This window comes from Alkalicoccus chagannorensis DSM 18086 (assembly GCF_000429725.1).
Classification (GTDB): domain Bacteria; phylum Bacillota; class Bacilli; order Bacillales; family Salisediminibacteriaceae; genus Alkalicoccus; species Alkalicoccus chagannorensis.
This window is the reverse complement of the sequence record NZ_AUCK01000016.1, coordinates 41,169-57,587: the sequence shown is the minus strand read 5'-3', so window position 1 is coordinate 57,587 and position 16,419 is coordinate 41,169. Positions and strand designations below refer to the sequence as shown.

At 52.7% G+C, this 16,419-nt stretch carries 14 protein-coding genes; 8 read left to right on the top strand and 6 right to left on the bottom strand.

What is annotated here, in order from left to right; all coding sequences use genetic code 11:
• Positions 1-347: 347 nt before the first annotated feature.
• Positions 348-1,229, bottom strand: coding sequence for an SDR family oxidoreductase (locus G477_RS0110085; protein ID WP_051287910.1), 882 nt, complete (start codon positions 1,227-1,229; stop codon positions 348-350).
• A gap of 208 nt (positions 1,230-1,437) precedes the next feature.
• Between G477_RS0110085 and G477_RS0110080 the strand changes: the two genes are divergently transcribed.
• Together G477_RS0110080 and G477_RS0110075 are read left to right on the top strand one after the other, a co-directional pair.
• Positions 1,438-1,635, top strand: coding sequence for a DUF2188 domain-containing protein (locus tag G477_RS0110080; protein WP_026697854.1), 198 nt, complete (start codon positions 1,438-1,440; stop codon positions 1,633-1,635).
• Positions 1,636-1,727: 92 nt separating this feature from the next.
• The gene (locus G477_RS0110075) at positions 1,728-2,390 is read left to right on the top strand and encodes a universal stress protein (protein ID WP_026697853.1); all 663 of its coding nucleotides are present in this window, start codon (positions 1,728-1,730) and stop codon (positions 2,388-2,390) included.
• Between the two features lie 59 nt (positions 2,391-2,449).
• On the opposite strand, the gene nei is transcribed toward G477_RS0110075, so the two are convergent.
• From nei to G477_RS19305, 3 genes are all read right to left on the bottom strand, one after another.
• A complete protein-coding gene (gene nei / locus G477_RS0110070) occupies positions 2,450-3,268 on the bottom strand; it encodes an endonuclease VIII (RefSeq protein ID WP_026697852.1) in 819 nt (272 codons plus the stop codon).
• A 283-nt stretch (positions 3,269-3,551) separates the two neighbouring features.
• Positions 3,552-4,298, bottom strand: a complete 747-nt coding sequence (locus tag G477_RS0110065; protein ID WP_035211782.1) for a sulfite exporter TauE/SafE family protein — start codon at positions 4,296-4,298, stop codon at positions 3,552-3,554.
• 305 nt (positions 4,299-4,603) lie between these two features.
• Positions 4,604-7,795 carry a hypothetical protein gene (locus tag G477_RS19305; protein ID WP_051287909.1) on the bottom strand — a complete coding sequence of 1,064 codons (3,192 nt, stop codon included), beginning with the start codon at positions 7,793-7,795 and terminating at the stop codon, positions 4,604-4,606.
• A 164-nt stretch (positions 7,796-7,959) separates the two neighbouring features.
• Here G477_RS19305 and G477_RS0110055 point away from each other — a divergent pair, with 164 nt between their 5' ends.
• Both G477_RS0110055 and G477_RS0110050 read left to right on the top strand, forming a co-directional pair.
• Entirely contained in the window at positions 7,960-8,757 is a 798-nt protein-coding gene (locus tag G477_RS0110055) for an alpha/beta fold hydrolase (protein WP_026697850.1), read from the top strand.
• A gap of 15 nt (positions 8,758-8,772) precedes the next feature.
• Positions 8,773-9,732, top strand: a complete 960-nt coding sequence (locus G477_RS0110050; RefSeq protein ID WP_026697849.1) for a sensor domain-containing diguanylate cyclase — start codon at positions 8,773-8,775, stop codon at positions 9,730-9,732.
• A gap of 131 nt (positions 9,733-9,863) precedes the next feature.
• Here G477_RS0110050 and G477_RS0110045 read toward each other — a convergent pair whose 3' ends face one another.
• Positions 9,864-10,400 (bottom strand): DapH/DapD/GlmU-related protein, encoded by a 537-nt coding sequence (locus G477_RS0110045; RefSeq protein WP_026697848.1) that lies wholly within the window; start codon positions 10,398-10,400, stop codon positions 9,864-9,866.
• A gap of 149 nt (positions 10,401-10,549) precedes the next feature.
• Here G477_RS0110045 and G477_RS0110040 point away from each other — a divergent pair, with 149 nt between their 5' ends.
• Together G477_RS0110040 and G477_RS0110035 are read left to right on the top strand one after the other, a co-directional pair.
• Positions 10,550-11,671, top strand: a complete 1,122-nt coding sequence (locus G477_RS0110040) for an acyl-CoA dehydrogenase family protein (RefSeq protein ID WP_170203871.1) — start codon at positions 10,550-10,552, stop codon at positions 11,669-11,671.
• Positions 11,672-12,024: 353 nt separating this feature from the next.
• The gene (locus G477_RS0110035) at positions 12,025-12,660 is read left to right on the top strand and encodes a hypothetical protein (RefSeq protein WP_026697846.1); all 636 of its coding nucleotides are present in this window, start codon (positions 12,025-12,027) and stop codon (positions 12,658-12,660) included.
• Between the two features lie 621 nt (positions 12,661-13,281).
• Here G477_RS0110035 and G477_RS0110030 read toward each other — a convergent pair.
• A complete protein-coding gene (locus G477_RS0110030; RefSeq protein WP_026697845.1) occupies positions 13,282-14,448 on the bottom strand; it encodes a TraB/GumN family protein in 1,167 nt (388 codons plus the stop codon).
• Positions 14,449-14,705: 257 nt separating this feature from the next.
• Here G477_RS0110030 and G477_RS0110025 point away from each other — a divergent pair, with 257 nt between their 5' ends.
• Complete coding sequence (locus G477_RS0110025; protein WP_026697844.1) at positions 14,706-15,602, top strand: F510_1955 family glycosylhydrolase; 897 nt, start codon at positions 14,706-14,708, stop codon at positions 15,600-15,602.
• Between the two features lie 109 nt (positions 15,603-15,711).
• Positions 15,712-16,305, top strand: a complete 594-nt coding sequence (locus G477_RS0110020; RefSeq protein WP_026697843.1) for a YpjP family protein — start codon at positions 15,712-15,714, stop codon at positions 16,303-16,305.
• Positions 16,306-16,419: the final 114 nt, after the last annotated feature.

Sequence of the window (16,419 nt, the reverse complement as noted above, 5' to 3'; positions counted from 1 at the left end):
GAAGAGACTGCTCCAAAGAGCAGAAGCCCTCTATCAGATTCTACTGACGGAGGGCTTCTGCTCTTTTAGCAGCTCCAACATATATGTTCGGGCGGGAGAACGATTCGCACAAAAGCACGCATATCCCTCTTGATCCTCCATGCTTGAGATGTCTAGTAACAAGGTAGAAGGAGAGGATCTGCGTGCATGGTCTCCCTTTTATTATGCATGTGCCAGGGGTAGACAACGTTTTCTGCCGCCGACAAGGCAGCGGTCAAAGAGCGGCGGCACACCGGCGTCGAGAACAGAGAAAATCGACTTCCCGGCTCTCTACTTATTTTTTCAAGTGACAGGTCGGACGGGTACCATCATCCGTTTACGATGGTCCCGCCATTTACATGAATGACCTGGCCTGATACATAGGATGCGTCGTCAGAAGCAAGGAATATATAGGCCGGTGCCAGCTCGGCCGGCTGACCCGGGCGCCCCATGGGAGTGGAGGTGCCGAATTCGGCGACATTTACTTCCGGGAACGATGCCGGAATCAGCGGGGTCCAAATGGGGCCGGGTGCGACGCCGTTGACACGGATGCCTCCTGGTGAAACATTTTCAGACAAAGACCTTGTCCAGGCCACAAGGGCACCTTTGGTAGCGGCGTAATCCATGAGCACAGGCATTCCCTGATACGCTACGACGGAGACGGAATTCACGATGGAGCTGCCGGGTTTCATGACCTCCAGCGCTGCTTTTGTCATGTGGACCGCGCCATAAAAATTCGTCCGGAACGTCTGCTCCATCTGTTCAGTGGAAATGTCCCCGGCACTTTCGGCGAAATGCTGTTCGGCAGCATTATTAATGAGGGAATCGAGACTTCCATATGTTTCGACAGCTTGATCTACAATGTGCTGGCAGTGAACTTCATCGCCGATATCTCCCGCAATCACGATGCAGGAAGCCCCTTTGTCTTCCACCAGCTGTTTCGTGACTGCAGCGTCCTCATGCTCATTTTTATAAGAGATGACAACATTGGCCTCCTCTTTCGCCGCGGCCACAGCTACCGCCCGGCCGATCCCGCTGTCGCCGCCGGTGATGATCACCGTACGTCCCGCTAATTTACGACTGCCGAGGTAATCCGGATCATCGAAAATCGGCATTGGGTCCATTTCAGCATCTTCGAGACCCGGCTGCCGGCGCTGCTTCTGCTGCGGCTGTCCGTCTGTCTGCAGTTTTTTTATTTCTTCATATCTCATCGTCTCTATCTCCTTCCATCATCAACGTGCTCAACTACTTCTCTCTATTACCATTATTTCCTTCTTTGAAACACGCCATCAGCGGGAACGGATCCCGAGTTCGGCCATGCTGAAGGGAAAAAGTGGAACGAAGCGTGAATTTCTCGTTTGAGCCGGTAGTGGAAAGGATATAGTCAGAGTAGACCAATGGAAAGGGGCGTTTTGAACAATGAAAGAATATTCCGTACGACCAGACAAAGACTTGACCGAATGGATGGTAAAAATCGAGGATGTCGCACCAGAGACCTCTTTCGATGGAAAAGATGAAGCCATCAGACATGCAGAAGAGATGGCGAAAGAACACAGCCCGGCGAGGGTGCTGATCTACAACAGCAAGATGGAAGTAGAGGAGCAGCGTGATTTTTAAGCTGTGCAATCGTTGAATGGAAGCTGTCACCTGTAATTTACAGGGACAGCTTCTTTTAGAAATGATGATGACGCAGGGAAAGGAAGATCCATATGCTGGAGAAGGAAAACATACTCGTATGTATATCAAGAGCCTCGCATGCAGAACTGCTTCTCGAACGTGGACGCAGGGAAAAGTCACTGTTCCAGGGAGAACTGCTTGCGCTTCACGTGTTTGATCCTGAATCGGAGGGAGAGGACGTGGAGCGTGTGGAAGAACGGGAGAAAATACAGGAGGCCGCCGATCGAGCCGGAGCGGAGATGATCTTTCTTCCAAGGGAAAAAGGGAGACGGAACAGCCGGATGATCGGACTGACAGCAAAGCAGTATGACATCAGTCATATTATTCTTGGTCAGGCCAAGAAAAGCCGGTGGGATTTGCTGGTCCACGGCTCCCTCATCAACGAACTGTTTCAGGAGCTGGATGAAGTGGATATCACGATTCATAAGGTCACACGGGATTCCGCAGCGGAAGAATCGCAGTATGACCGTGGTACAGCTGCCTATTTGACGCCGGTAGAAGGCGGCTATGAACTTCATTTGTCCATTCCTGAGAAACGAATGTACTATCCGGGTACGTTTTATCCACATCGACACACAGATTTTCTTACCGGGTTGTTTAAGGCGGAAATCAACGAAAACGTCCTGGTCGTTCGTGTAGTGGAAGGGGAAGTTATCGATTCGCACTGTGACAGAGTCGATCACATGGTAGACTGACCTCACCTGACATGAAAGAAGGCCCTCCCAGATGTTTTGGGAGGGCCTTTCGCTGTTCGTCATGACTGGCAGGAGGGGCAGAAATAAAGCCTCCTGGAGGCAGCCGTGATTTTATCAATCGGCGTGCCACACAGATGACAATGTCCGCCTGCTCTGGAGAACACCCAGTGCCGATACTGGTTTCGCTTCCAGCCCTGCTTCTTTAATTTTTCCGCAAGAGCGAGGTCATTAGTAATTCCTTGATGACGGTAGGACTGCTCGATCATCTGAAGCACGGCCCGGGCGGCCTGGTGCAGCTGTTCTTCCGATACGTCGGCAGGTCTTGCATGAGGCGGGATGCCGGCGGCGAACATGATTTCACTGCGGAGATAGTTGCCGACTCCGGCGATGAACCCCTGCTCCAGCAGCAGGGAAGCCCATTTTCTCCGGTGAAAACGCCGGTCATCGAACCGATCCAGCAGCATGTCTTCCGTCACCTGCTCCGAGAGCACGTCCGGACCGATTTTCCGGATGAAGGGATGATCTGCTGCTTCCTCGTCCCGCAGCACCTCAATGTCCGATGCGCTGTAAAGCAGCGCGGATTTCTTCTCATTATGCACAGCGAAACGGAGCTGGCGCTTTGTCTGCGGGTAATTATAGGCATTGCGGATGATCCACTTGCCGTACAGCTGGTTGTGGGAATAAACCGTCCACCCGTGATCAAAACGGGTGAGCATCGCTTTTCCTTTAGTGTCCACACGCGTAATCGAGGCGCCTCTCAGCAGGTCTTCATAACCGGTGAGACGTTCCAGGCCGAAATGGATATCGAGTGCAGTCCGGCCGCGAAGCGCTTTTTCCACTTGATCTGCCGCTTTTCGAATTTCCGGACCTTCAGGCATAGGGATCTCCTACCTTTCTATCGTTGGACGTGTGTCGTTTCTCAAGAGGCAGGTACGCCTCTTTGTGTCAGGTGAGCAGCGTGTCTGGATTTTCATCGAAGGAGGCGGAAGCTTCGTGCGCTGCAAGGGAAGAAGGAAGAATCTGTTCTTCCCTCAAAAACCTGCGTCACAAGCCATTCCGGTCTCAAGGCGCTCGGCGCTGTTGTTCGAGCCTGCAAGTGTCTGTGTTCTGCCTGCAGGAGAACCTCGGGTTGACCCCAGCGCGTGAGCGTTCCGCTTCGTTTCATGTTCCGAAAAGGAGCTGCAGGGCGCCGAGGACGGACAAGAGAAGAATGATGATGTTAAACAGACGCTGCGGCAGTTTTTTCAGAAAGACAATACCCGCGAGCGTGCCGATCAGAATAAGCGGAATCATGGCAAGATTCAGCTGCAGGGTGGATGTGGTGATCAGGCCGAGAGACGTGTATAAAGGAATTTTAATCAGGTTGACCGTGAGAAAGAACCAGGCTCCGGTACCGACGAATCCTTTTTTCGTCAATCCTGCAGACAAGAGAAAGACGGCCATAACGGGACCGGCTGCATTGCCGATCATCGTAGTAAAACCGGCAAGGGTGCCTAAGACGGCCGTAAAGAGTTTCGAAGCTCCTCTCACTTCCGGACTTCCTCTGTAAGTGTTCCAGAGCTGCAGCAGCACCATGGCAAGAACTATGGAGCCGATCGCAATTTCCACCGGCCTGCTGACAGTAAAGATAAAGAGAAAGATAAATCCTCCGGCGAGTCCTCCGCTCACCCATGGGATTAACCGGAACAGTGTTTTCCAGTCCGCGTTTCTACGATAATACAGGACCGCCACGACATCCGCCGTCAGCAGCATCGGCAGGACAATACCAATGGACTCTCTGGCCGGGAACACCGTTGCCATCAGAGCTGCGACGAAGATACCGAGAGTCGGCAGGGCTGTTTTGGACATCCCGATCAGCAGCGCCGCCGCAGCGACGAGCAGCCAGGAGCCGGTATCCAGTTCAGGCATGGGAGGCACCTCCAGTCTTCCGCATCGGCCAAAAGCGCAGAACGCCTTTTCCTGCGGGGGATACGATCGTCTCCGCTCGTTCTTAAGCGGGAACAAGGCGCTTGAAAAAGCAGGGTCCCCCTTATTGATGAAATAAAGAGGCAGGGCGCCGGCGCTGTCCGCTGCCTGTTCAGGCGGACCGTGGGATGCGCTTGGCGCACCATACCGCTGTTGTTCGTAAACAGTGGGAGGTACTGCTCCAGTTGAGAAAAGCTCTTAAAGAAAGCGCTCCTGCCATTATCCGGCATGGGCGCTTTCTTCTCAACTTATTCGTCCTGGCTGGTCAAGCTTTTCTGTTTCTTCGACTGTGCTGCAAACGTATCCTGAATGATCTGATATGACTCTTTCAGCCGTTCTTCGTACTGAGGTTCATTCCACGGATCCCAGGCATAATCCGTTTCTGCTTCCAGCAGGACGGGAGCTTCTTCGTCCCGGATGAGTGCAGAGTGGACCCCGATCCCATCCACCGTCACAGCACTTGTGACGTCGTCTTCGTCGATATTGCCGATGAATTCCAGAGAACTTGGATCTCTCGCATTGAGGAGCATCCATGCGAGGCGGACTTCCACGACGCCATCCTCTGCGTTGAAGACAAAGTCATTCAGTGAATCGTATTGCTCGTGGTCCGGATCTGCCACTCCTTCCCGCAGTTTACCAGTGTGGTGGTATTCCATAGGGAAAACTTCGCCTGTATCGGGCCGCATCATCTCTTTGTTTAAAGCCTGGTAAATAGGGTGGAAACGTTCATGCTTCTTGTCTATTGCAGCGTCAGGTGCGTCGAGCATTTCATGCTTCTGCACGTAGTCGTAGAAAAAAGGGTCATAATCACCAGCTACGCGCAGCTCCCCTTCTTCTGCATGGAGCCGGAGAAGGAAGTCGGCTTTTTCTCCGTGGACATCGATGCCGTTCTCGTCCCGGATACGGAGACCTGCTTCGATCGTGTCTCCTTCCTCAAAATCTCCTTCCCATTTCAAGTACAAGTAACGTTCATCGTGATGCATCTCCAGAGATGTCAGCGGCGCGCTGCCCTCGGCAAGGAGGGTGCCGTCCTGCCAGTCGTCGTCTCCATTCACCCTGACGGCATGACGATCAAAACTTAACAGACCAAACTGCTGCTCGGGTGTCTGCGCATTCGACCAGAATGGCCGGCGGTCCGGATTGTCGTAGTCCATCGTATTCCACGTTCGCTTAAACCATTCGTCCTGCCAGGTGAAGACAAGACCGCCCATGTAATCTTCGGCCAGAATTGTCTCATACAACATAGAGACGACGTCGCCTTGCTCTTTCTCGGACATGAATCCTTGATCCCATCCGTAGACATTGCTGTGTGTTTTTCCTCTGGATGCAGGAATGCCGAACTCCGCTGCGAGAATCGGCAGGCGGTGATTATCCCGCAGGTCGTTCAAGTATCCGGCATAGCTGTTTAATCTGCCTTCGTGGTCTTCGTACGTTAAATACTTCTCTTCCAGATTCAAAAAGTCCGGATAATACGGATAAATGTGATACGATGCAAACATTCCGGTTTCTTCTGCTTCGGCTTTCGTATAAATCGTATTAGGGTCAATCTGGGCAAGGTTTTCCTGGTCATGCGGCTCGGAAGGCTGATCCAGGTTATCGGTTGTGACCCAGTTCGTAAAGCTCATCGGACGCATCGTCTCGTAGCGGTCTTTCTCATAGTCATATAGATGGTCCATCCTTGCAGCCATCCAGTGCTCAAAAGGTGCGGCCCCTTTCGTTTCTACATATGTTCCATCATAGTCGCCGAGATCCGGATACTCCTGCAGCATGTGATCGACCATAAAAGGATACCATTCAATACCGAGCATCCACGACGTTACATACGGCGAGATGTCAGCAGTATACAGACCGGAAGCATGTCCCGGACGGGTCGGGAGAATCGCATCGCCGTGGATGACGTCTACCGCGTCGCGCAGTTCGGATTCGAATTCCTCCACGATATCGGGGTCAAAGGCATCCAGTGTGTCTTCAAGCGGATACTCATCAATCCAGACGCCATGCATGACGTAAATCGGCTCGTCGGCTTCTTGATTGAAGGCGAGCAGTTCTTCGTAAAATGCCGGAGGATGAATCGTATAGATCCGGATCGTATTGGCATGCATCGCTGCAATCTGCTCAAACCAGCGCTGGTATTCTTCCCGCTGGATCGATGCTTCACCAGGAAACGTGCCGGGGCGTCCCATACCTAGGTTGATTCCCTGAACAATCATCGGTTCCCAGGAGCCGTCACGGTACACTTCGAGCAGGTCCTCCCCCATTCTCGCACTGTAGTTGAAAGTTTCAGCAGAAGCTTTCTCCGACGCGGTGGCAGGCGGCTCGAACGGTTCGGCTGCCTGAGCGAATATCGAATCCATCATCGGACGCATGGTCTGCCAGAAGAAACTCGATTCGGGAAAGAGAAACTCCGGAGAGACCCATTGCCGGATCCCTGCATAGCCAGCGTAGCTTTCCACTGGAGGGAGGGCGTTCAAGTCCGTGAAATCACCGGCAAAATAGTACAGATTAGACCCGGTGATTTCATGATGGAGAACCGCGGGAAAGGAGGCAGGAATATCATGCTGCGCGAGGAAAGACCTGCCTTCCTCCGTCGTATCCCACGTGTAGTCGGCCAGCACTTGTTCGTCGGAAAACGGCTCGACGATATCAAACCAATAGGAATAAGAAGGGCTCGAGCTGACGCCGAACATCGCTTCACCCCGTTCACGAAAGGACAGATGGATCCCCGGCGTTTCCAGATACGACTCAGGCATGATCACGACCGAATGATCGAAATCCTGTACGAAAGCAAATCCCCCTCCTTCGAAGTTCCAGGATTCCCCCTGCGCTTCATATTGGGAAATCAACCACGGCGGAACCTCCTCTTCCTCCGGCTCCAGCTGATGAAACCAGCGGCCGGTCCAGCCGTCCCAGTTCATCTGCATCTTATCGAGGATGTCGTCCCGTATCGCCGGAGCAGTAGGCGAGGCGAAGGTGTTGAATTCCATCACGAGGTCTGCCGGTGATTGATCTACGGCATCGGAAACGGCGGCCCATTCCTCTGCCTCCCATCCTCCGTAAAGGCGGTCTTCCGGGGGAGGGGCTGCTTCTCCCTGATGCCACGGGACGTCCGCCTGGTACACGCCGTATGTATCGGCGATGTAGATGAGATCGTGGCCGGCCAGCTCGTCAGGAACAGCGGACGTTTCATACGTCTCTGCCGTATTGTCCGGATGCACCCCGTAATAATCGGTTCCGGCTTTGTACCCGCTCCCGTCCGGCTGGGTATATTTTCTGTGATTCAACAGCCAGTGGACGGCTTGGTGTTCCCGGTAATCCTCCTCGGCGACCGTTTTATTGATAACAGCGACAGACAGCGGCGTTTCGTCCTGCATGAGCCAGACGAGCCAGGGCAGAAGCAGAAGACTGGAGAAGATTCCGACCGTTATGATGACACTCTTCAAGACAGAGGCCTCCTTGTTTTTGTTTTTTTTAGTATATAAAAGAAAGCTCTGTAGAGGTTACATAAAATTGTGTATTCAGCCCCGGATAAGGGAATCAAAAAGTACGTATTGACCAGGCTGTGTGGTATAATGTAAAGAGATATAGTAAAGGAGTGGACGTGGTTATGGGCACAAGGTATCAAGAGCGGAATGCAGCACAGGTATTTGGACAGGGGGGCAGTAGAGTGGTGCTTGCCCATGGTTTTGGAACGGACCAGCAGGTATGGTTCGAAATCATGCCGGAGCTGAGCTCTCATGCGGAAGTAATGACATTTGATTATACCGGTGCTGGTGCTTCGGACGTAAGCTCCTACGATCCGGAAAGATACCATTCCATTAAAGGATATGCGGACGATGTACTCGAACTGCTGGATGAGCTGGGCTGGTCAGAGGTGCTGTTTGTCGGGCACTCTGTCAGCGGCATGATCGCTGCCGAAGCGGCGATTCAGCGGCCGGAACTATTCCGCAAAATCATCATGATTGGTCCATCCGCACACTATTTGAATGATGGGAACTACTACGGCGGCTTTGATCAGCATGAAATCGATGAGCTCATGCAGATGATGGAAAGAAATTATAAGCAGTGGGCTCAGACACTCGCACCTATTGCGATGGCCAATCCGGAGAGGCCGGAGCTCTCTGAAGATTTTGCCGAACGCCTCACCCGCAATGACGCACTGATTACCCGTCAGTTTGCCGATGTGACGTTCAAGCTCGACATGCGGGAGCGGGTGAAGCAGCTGCATGTGCCTGTTGTGATTCTTCAGGCGATGGAGGATATCATCGCTCCGGTGGAAGCCGGTGAATATCTGCATCAGGCGATTCCGGATTCAAGCATTTTTTACTTAAAAGGCAAAGGGCATAACCCCCATTTGAGCAGTCCGGCGGAAATCACGAAACATATCCGGCATCACTTGGTATAAAAAGGAGGCGGAGATATGGAAGTGAATGTCGATCGCCTGCCGTGCGGCTTTCTCATCCTCGACCGGGACGGGAGAATCATGCACTTGAATCAAGCCTTGGCGGACATGCTGCAGATGCAGGCAGGAGAATGGCAGGGGATGCATATTCATGATCTGCTGACACGAACTTCCCGTATCTACTATCAGACCTACTTCGCTCCAATGGTATTCGTCCAGAAGGAAGTTCAGGAACTATACCTGACGCTTGAAAAAGACGGCAGGGGAAGGGTGCCGGTGCTTGCCAATGCCCGTATGGAAGGGGACCGCGTACACTGTACGCTGCTGAAAATGACGGTCCGGGAAGAATATGAGAGAGATATTTTACAGGCGAAACATCATGCAGAAGAAATTCTCGAGGACACAGATGAAGCGTACAAACAGCTTCAGCAGGTGATGACGGAGTATGAGCAGAAGCGTCGGGAACTGACAGCGCTGAACGAAAATCTGCACGAACTGTCCATCACGGACGCCCTGACCGGATTGAAGAACCGGCGTTTTCTGGAAGAAAAAATAAAGCAGCTGCTGTACAGCGCCGAGAACGATGAGGTTCCTTTTTCCTTGATTCTGCTTGATATTGATCATTTTAAAAAGGTGAACGATCACTTTGGTCATGCCAAGGGGGACGAGGTGCTGAAAGCGCTCGCGCAAATCTTTCAGCGATCCTCCCGAGGGGAAGATGTTGCGGCTCGGATGGGAGGAGAAGAATTCATGCTGCTGCTTCCGTCGACGACCGGAAAAGAAGCCGCACTCGTGGCAGAGCGGATCTGCCGGGATGTAGAGCAGCATGCGTGGGAGCTGACGCCGATCACGGTCAGTGCCGGTGTGACGGCGTATCATGTTGGGGATACCGCAGCCGGGATCCTTTCCCGAGTAGATGATGCGTTATATGAATCGAAAGAAGCCGGGAGAAACCGCGTCTCCTATTCCGTATTATAATGACGCCGGACGCGTGGGTCATCACCGAAGAATGTCAGCAGCAGTGGCAGAAAGTCCGTCAGAAGAGCTCCTCTTCCGGCGGACTTTCTACGTCTACGAGGAACGCAGCTCCGCATGCCCGACGCGGGAGATCAAGATCTGCTTCCGATAGAAACGTGGGTATCGGCTGGAACATCGCTCGTCAGCACGACGCCCGGGTCGACAATCGAGCGGCTTCCGATGTGGATACCTGGATATAAAAGAGCCCGCCCGCCGATGCGTACATCATCGCCGATGCTGACTGGCGAGGCGGACTCGATGCCGGTATTTTTCTCGCCTGCCTGAGCTAATGGAAGGGACGTATAGAGGTGAACGCCGGGGCCGAGGGTGCACCGGCTTCCAAATGTGACTGGAGCAGCGTCCTGAATGTAACAATCTGCCGCAGCAGCAAACGCACCTTCGATATGAATATTGTAGCCGTAGAGCGCGCGGAATCCATCCCCGACGGTGATCTGATCGGGGCAGGAACCGAGAATTTCTTTCAGTAGAAGCAGCCGGTCGACGGTATGCTCCTCGTGATAGTCATGGAGCTGCCCGAGCATGCGGACCATGGCATACCGGTCTGCCTCCAATGCTTCATCTGCGGGCTGATACGGCCTGCCCTGCAGCATATTCTCTTTTTCTGTCATTGAACTCTCCCCTTTCCTTCTCCTGTGATCATATCATGAAGCGGCCCGAGGCGAAAAAACATGGATAAGCGCTCGTGCTGTACAGGCTGTCGTTCCTACGTAATAATGGGGGGCAGATGCAGATCATGAAAAAGAACGAGGTGAAGGTGATGGAATGGCAAGCGTGGATCAACGAACAGACGCCGGCGTTTCGGAAGCAGGGATTTGAAAGCGATCGGGAGCAGGAGCTTCCAGCGTCGAATCTACAACGGCTGCAGGAAGCGGGATATCCTGCAATCACACTGCCGCAGGACATTGGCGGAGGGGGACTAGGGCTGACAGAGATGCTCCGCCTGCAGCAGCAGCTTGCCGTGGCGGATGGAGCGACAGCGCTTTGCATCGGCTGGCATGTGGGTCTGATGTATCACATACAGGAATATCGATTATGGAAGGGGGAGCTGTTTCCCCGTCTCGCGGAAGAAGTCGTGCAGCACGGTGCCCTGTTCAATGCGGCTGCAACTGAACGGGCAACAGGCAGTCCGACCCGCGGAGGCCTCCCGGAAACGACTGCCGTCCCGACAGAAGCGGGATGGCGGCTGGAAGGGCGGAAGGCGTTTACGTCGATGATTCCGATGCTGGATTATGTGCAGGTCAGTGCCGTGCCGCAGGGAGAGGCGCAGGCGTCGCTGTTTCTCGTGCCGATGGACCTCCCGGGCGTGGCGATGGATGAAACATGGGATCTGACAGCGATGCGGGGGACGGCAAGTCATGACCTCGTGCTGCATGGAGTGGAAATACCCGATCATTTTCGGATTAACTATACCGAGCAGCAGAGTCCGCCCTCGACCGGATGGCTGCTCCACATCCCGGCCTGCTACCTCGGCATTGCCCAGGCTGCGCTGGAAGAAGCTGTGGCATTCAGCCGTCATCATTCGCCGAACAGTCTGGATACCACCATTGCAGCCCTGCCCCATATCCGCTACAAAACAGGAGAAGCATACCGGAAGCTGCACACAGCTGAATCGGTTCTGTATTACACTGCGGAAAAGTGGGAAAAAGCGGATGCAGAAGCACGCAGCAGGATGAAAGGGGAACTCGGATCTGCCAAGATGACGATAGTGAACGAAGCGGTGGATATTGTGGACCTCGCTATGCGGATCTGCGGCGCCGGCAGCTTGTCGGCCTCGAGCCCACTCCAACGCTATCATCGGGACATCCGTGCGGGCCTTCACAATCCGCCGATGGATGATGCTGTCCTTGAACAGCTTGCCGCCGATATGCTGGATATGTAGGGCTTACTGAATAACCGATAAACAGGAATGTGACAAGAATAAAAGCACCTCTTTCCGAAGGAGATGCAAGCGAATGTGGCAATGCCATGAAAAACCTTGCATCTTTTAGAAGAAAATGATGGTCTGCGAAAGAGGTGCCGCCGGAATCGCGAGACTCCTGCGGAAATGGAAGCGAGACGAGACCCCGCAGGGCGAATGCCTGAGGAGGCTCGGCAGCTTATCCACGGAAAGCGAAGCGGTGCAGGTGGCACCTCGGCTATGTAGAATAGGTTATTCAGTAGCCCCTACGTAAGCATCTTGCTTGTTCATCTCTTGAAGCCTTATTATACTAAGGATATACAGGAGAAAGGGGTATGCTGATGCCGATTCATGCTGCTCTAGGATCCGGACCACCGGATCTCGATACTCTTTACACAGTGAGACGCTGTCACGATATCGACTTGAGACGTATGTACAGACAAGGACAGATCGAGCGCGATGCAGGCGGCTACTATATATGGGAAGTAGAAAAAGAAGGACCATCCAACCGTCCTCCAAAAGTTTATATGGAAGAAACGCTGCAGTGGCTCGAAGCAGAGATGATGAACCGCTTCGTCCGTGCGGACCATGTGTATGAACAGCTCCGCACTACCGCGAGACAGAAGGTCCGTGTTGCACTTTTTTCTGAATTGATGCGGCTGGACTATGAACTGCTCTTCTTGTTGAATGTCTATGCGGGAAAAAACGGGCATCCGTTCCTCTCCATCCGGCAGATCCGCCAGCAGCTCGATGACAAGCTGTCGATGGGTCTTGTTGCCGACGTACTGGCACGTAAATCCTCTCCGCTTTCTGTCATGAGTAAAATGGAAAAGCTGCTCGGACGAACGTACACGCAGAAGGAAATGGCGGGCGGCAGAAAAGGATTTGTGCAGGAATACAAGAAAACGGAAGGCTGGTTTTATACGGTCCCGTATGGGTTTAATAAAGAAAAGAACTGGAAGTTTGATTAATCCTGTTTCGAATACAAGAAGCGCATTCCGAATAAGGACCCTTGACGAAGGTCGGGCAGAAAATGGCGGGTAAGGGAAACGCGCTGCCGATGGATGTATCCATTCCATGACAAAAACATGAGGGGCCATTCGCGGTGAATGACCTTGTTGAATCATACCGGAATAAACCTTTGATGCTTTTTATACGAGCAGCTGATGGCTTTCCTATCATTTGAAAATGATGATGACACTCCTTTTGTGCACGTATACGCAATCCACTTTTTCTGGACGAAAAATAGAGGCCATGCTGCATGACCGTATTCGTATGCTGTGCCTCGCTCAAGGGTATACCCTGACCTGCCGGACCATGAATCGATGCCGTGTTCACCCTGATATGCACGAACGAGCACTCGAATGTTGTGCATGCAATAAAGTAAAACAGGTACGGAGATCTGCCACTCATGGGAGTGAACTTGAGTGAGACAAGTTTTTCATCGTTATATACAAACAAAACGCTTTCGAGGATCCTAAATCGGATCCTCGAAAGCGTTTTTACGTGCTGGGGAGCTATTTTGTTCCAGCTTTTCTTTGATGGCTGGTTTTGGTGCGAATCTCCATTTGTCTTCGGGAAAAGAGCGGGTGCTACAAATTCTCGAAGAAAACACGCAGGACATCGGCTCCGCCGATCATGGTACCGATGGTTGAACCAATATTGGTCAGGATGACCACGAGTAGAATGCGGGTCACTTTATTGTTCCAGAACCCTTTCAGACTCTGAACATCATCAGACAGTACTTCCAGGTCCCCTACGCTCGGCCGGCGCATGTAAGCCTGGACAATGCCGGAGAACCAGCCTGCTGCCATGAGTGGGTTCAGGGAACTTAACGGAGCAATCAAAAACGCCGTAACAACAGCCAGTGGGTGGCCGAATGCGATAGCTGCGCCGAGAGCTGAAAAAGATCCGTTCCATAAAAGCCAGCTGATCATCTGATTCACCCCGGCGGCGGGGTTGTTGAAAAACGTATAAGCAATGATCGAGAGGATCAGAACGGGAATCGCCCAGCCGATCATCTTTGGAATCGGGGACTTTGGAGGGGTTTCCTCCAATTTCGCCAGATCGTGATCACGATCAATTTCCTTCAGTATCCCCGGTACGTGTGCCGCTCCAAGGACGGCTACGATTTTCTTACCCGGTGCTTCTTTGATTTTTTGAGCCAGATACTGATCCCGCTCGTCGATGAGCGGTTCTTTTAATTTGGGGAAGGCCTGAGAAAATTCGTGCATCGCCGCGTTTAACGTGTCCTGCTTTTTCATCCGCTCGAGCTCTTCCTCCGAGACCTTCTCCTGTACGAGAATACCGCCGAAGATCGAGGTGATCAGCTTTCCTTTGCCGAAGAAGCCGAGGTTGCCCCAGATCCGGGCGAACGTCTTCTGAATGTTGCGGTCAGCAAGCACCAGTTCCGCACCGTTCTCCTCCGCAGAATCAATGCCTTGGATCATCTCCTGGCCGGGTTTGATGCCGAACTGCTTTGCGATCCGATTCTGAAACGAGGAGATGGCAAGATTCATGAAGAGCAGGGTGGCTTTTTTCTCTTTAATTACTTTGAAGATGTCCATATTCCGCCACCGGTCACTCTGGATGACGGATTGATACCGCTGCTCATCCAGTTCGACACAGACGGTATCCGGCTGTTCTGCGTCGATGACGGCTTTGACTTCCTGTGCACTTTCTTTTGATACGTGGGCTGTACCGATCAGGATGATCTCTCTGCCATTACGCTCCAGCCTCGTTATATGTTCTTCATTGATCATCAACTGCTACCTCATTTCGTGTTACGTACCTGTTCCTATACTGCCCGAAGTGAACGCGAATTTCAATAGTGCCAGCCAACTATTCCCGTTTCTGCTCTGAAGAAAGCTTATGTTGGAGTCAAATGAAACTCCGTAAGTCCGCTCGTCGGCTTCAGACATGACAATGCAGTGACAATATCCCGACAAAAGATAACAGCACTCCCCGGAAGACAGGTCCTGGTGCTATACTAGAAGCGGAAAGGGGAGAGAGTAAAATGAAAAAAGGCATTTGGTATATAGGCTCGCTTCTACTTCTCGGGGCATGCAGTGCCGATGGGATGGAAGTAGAGTCCTTCATGCACGTACACGGACTGGAGTTTGACAGAGAAAACCCAGAGATTTTATATGCAGCGACCCACCATGGTCTGATGGAAATCGAAGAAGGCGAGTGGCAGCACGTTGGAGAGGAAGACGTGCGTCATGATTTGATGGGCTTCACGATGACAGAAGACAATCGGATGCTCTCGAGCGGTCACCCGGCTGAAGCTTCCAGTCTGCCCGACCCGCTTGGCATGATGGAGAGTACCGACCAGGGGGAGTCATGGGAGCAGACATCGCTGGAAGCGGAAGTTGATTTTCACGTTTTTGATCTCAACCGGGGAGAGGAAGAGGTGCAGTATGGCATCAATGCCGCGGACGGAGAGATGATGCGGACGGATGACGGAGGAAACAGCTGGGATACGGCCGAAATGGAAAACATGATGCTCGACTATCCTGATATTTTTACGCTGATTTCCAATCCGGACGAGCCGGACGTCCTTCTGGCAGGCGTTCAGGATGGTATTCACCGGTCTGAAGACGGCGGCGACTCGTGGGAGATGATCAAAGATGACGGGACGATTGTCAGTGCCGCTGCTGCCCATGACCGCCTCTACGCCTACATGTTGGATGAAGAAGGCAGCCGGCTGAGCGTGTCCGAGGACTTCGGTGAGACGTGGGAAGCCCTTCCACTCGAATTGGAAGAAGATGCTGTCACCCAGATTGCCGTTGACCCGGAAAACGAAGACCGGATTGCTGGCGGCAGTGGTGGGGAGAACGTGTACCTTTCTGAAGACGGTGGAGAGACGTGGACGACTCTGGCAGAGGCAGGGGAACCGATCCCACAGGACTAGGCAGCTGGATGACAATCGTGTGACTTTGCACAATATTCAGGATTCGCTCTGTTTTTCTGCTGCACGCATGATAAAATAGAGACAGCAGACAGGGGAGGAGTTGGCAGACATGGCTGTATGGATTAGACGCACCGCGATGGTGTTACTCTCGATCGTCACGCTCGGTGCCTATGTCCCGTTCCCGGAGTGGAGTAAAAACGACGAGAAAGATGAAAAACTGCCGGACAAGGAGCCTCAGACGGACCTTTCCGATCTGGTGGATGACAGCGAAGCTGATCTGGAAGAGATCTGGTCGGTGGAGGAATCCATTGAAATGCTCACCGGCACCGCCCGGGAACAGCTGTACTCCAAACTCGGACCGAAAATCCTGACGAAGGTGGAAGAGGACGTGGAAGAGGATATTCTGCCGCAGGTGGAAGAAGTGATCGCTTCGATCTATGACGCTGAAGACGAGGGAGATCTTCCTTCCCTGGCGATTTCCGAACATCCGGATACCGGCTATGGCGAGAAAATCTTTCATATATACGATGCAAAGGATGGGGAAGATGTCCTCCGCTTTCACGTTCGCCGGGACATGAAGCCGAAACAGGGCTATTATTTTAATTTCCACTATCACCGGGCGGACGATGGGTTTGAGACGCATCACGACATCGGCAGTGTCTACTGGGATAAAAACACACCGCCGAAGTGGATGACGCATTAGGATCGTCCGCATCGAACATGAAATGAGTCTGTGCATGGCTGCCGCCGTGCGCAGTCTTTTTTTGCTGATAAGATGGAGGAGTTTTCGTACAAGGTGACGGCGCACGCCGTTCCG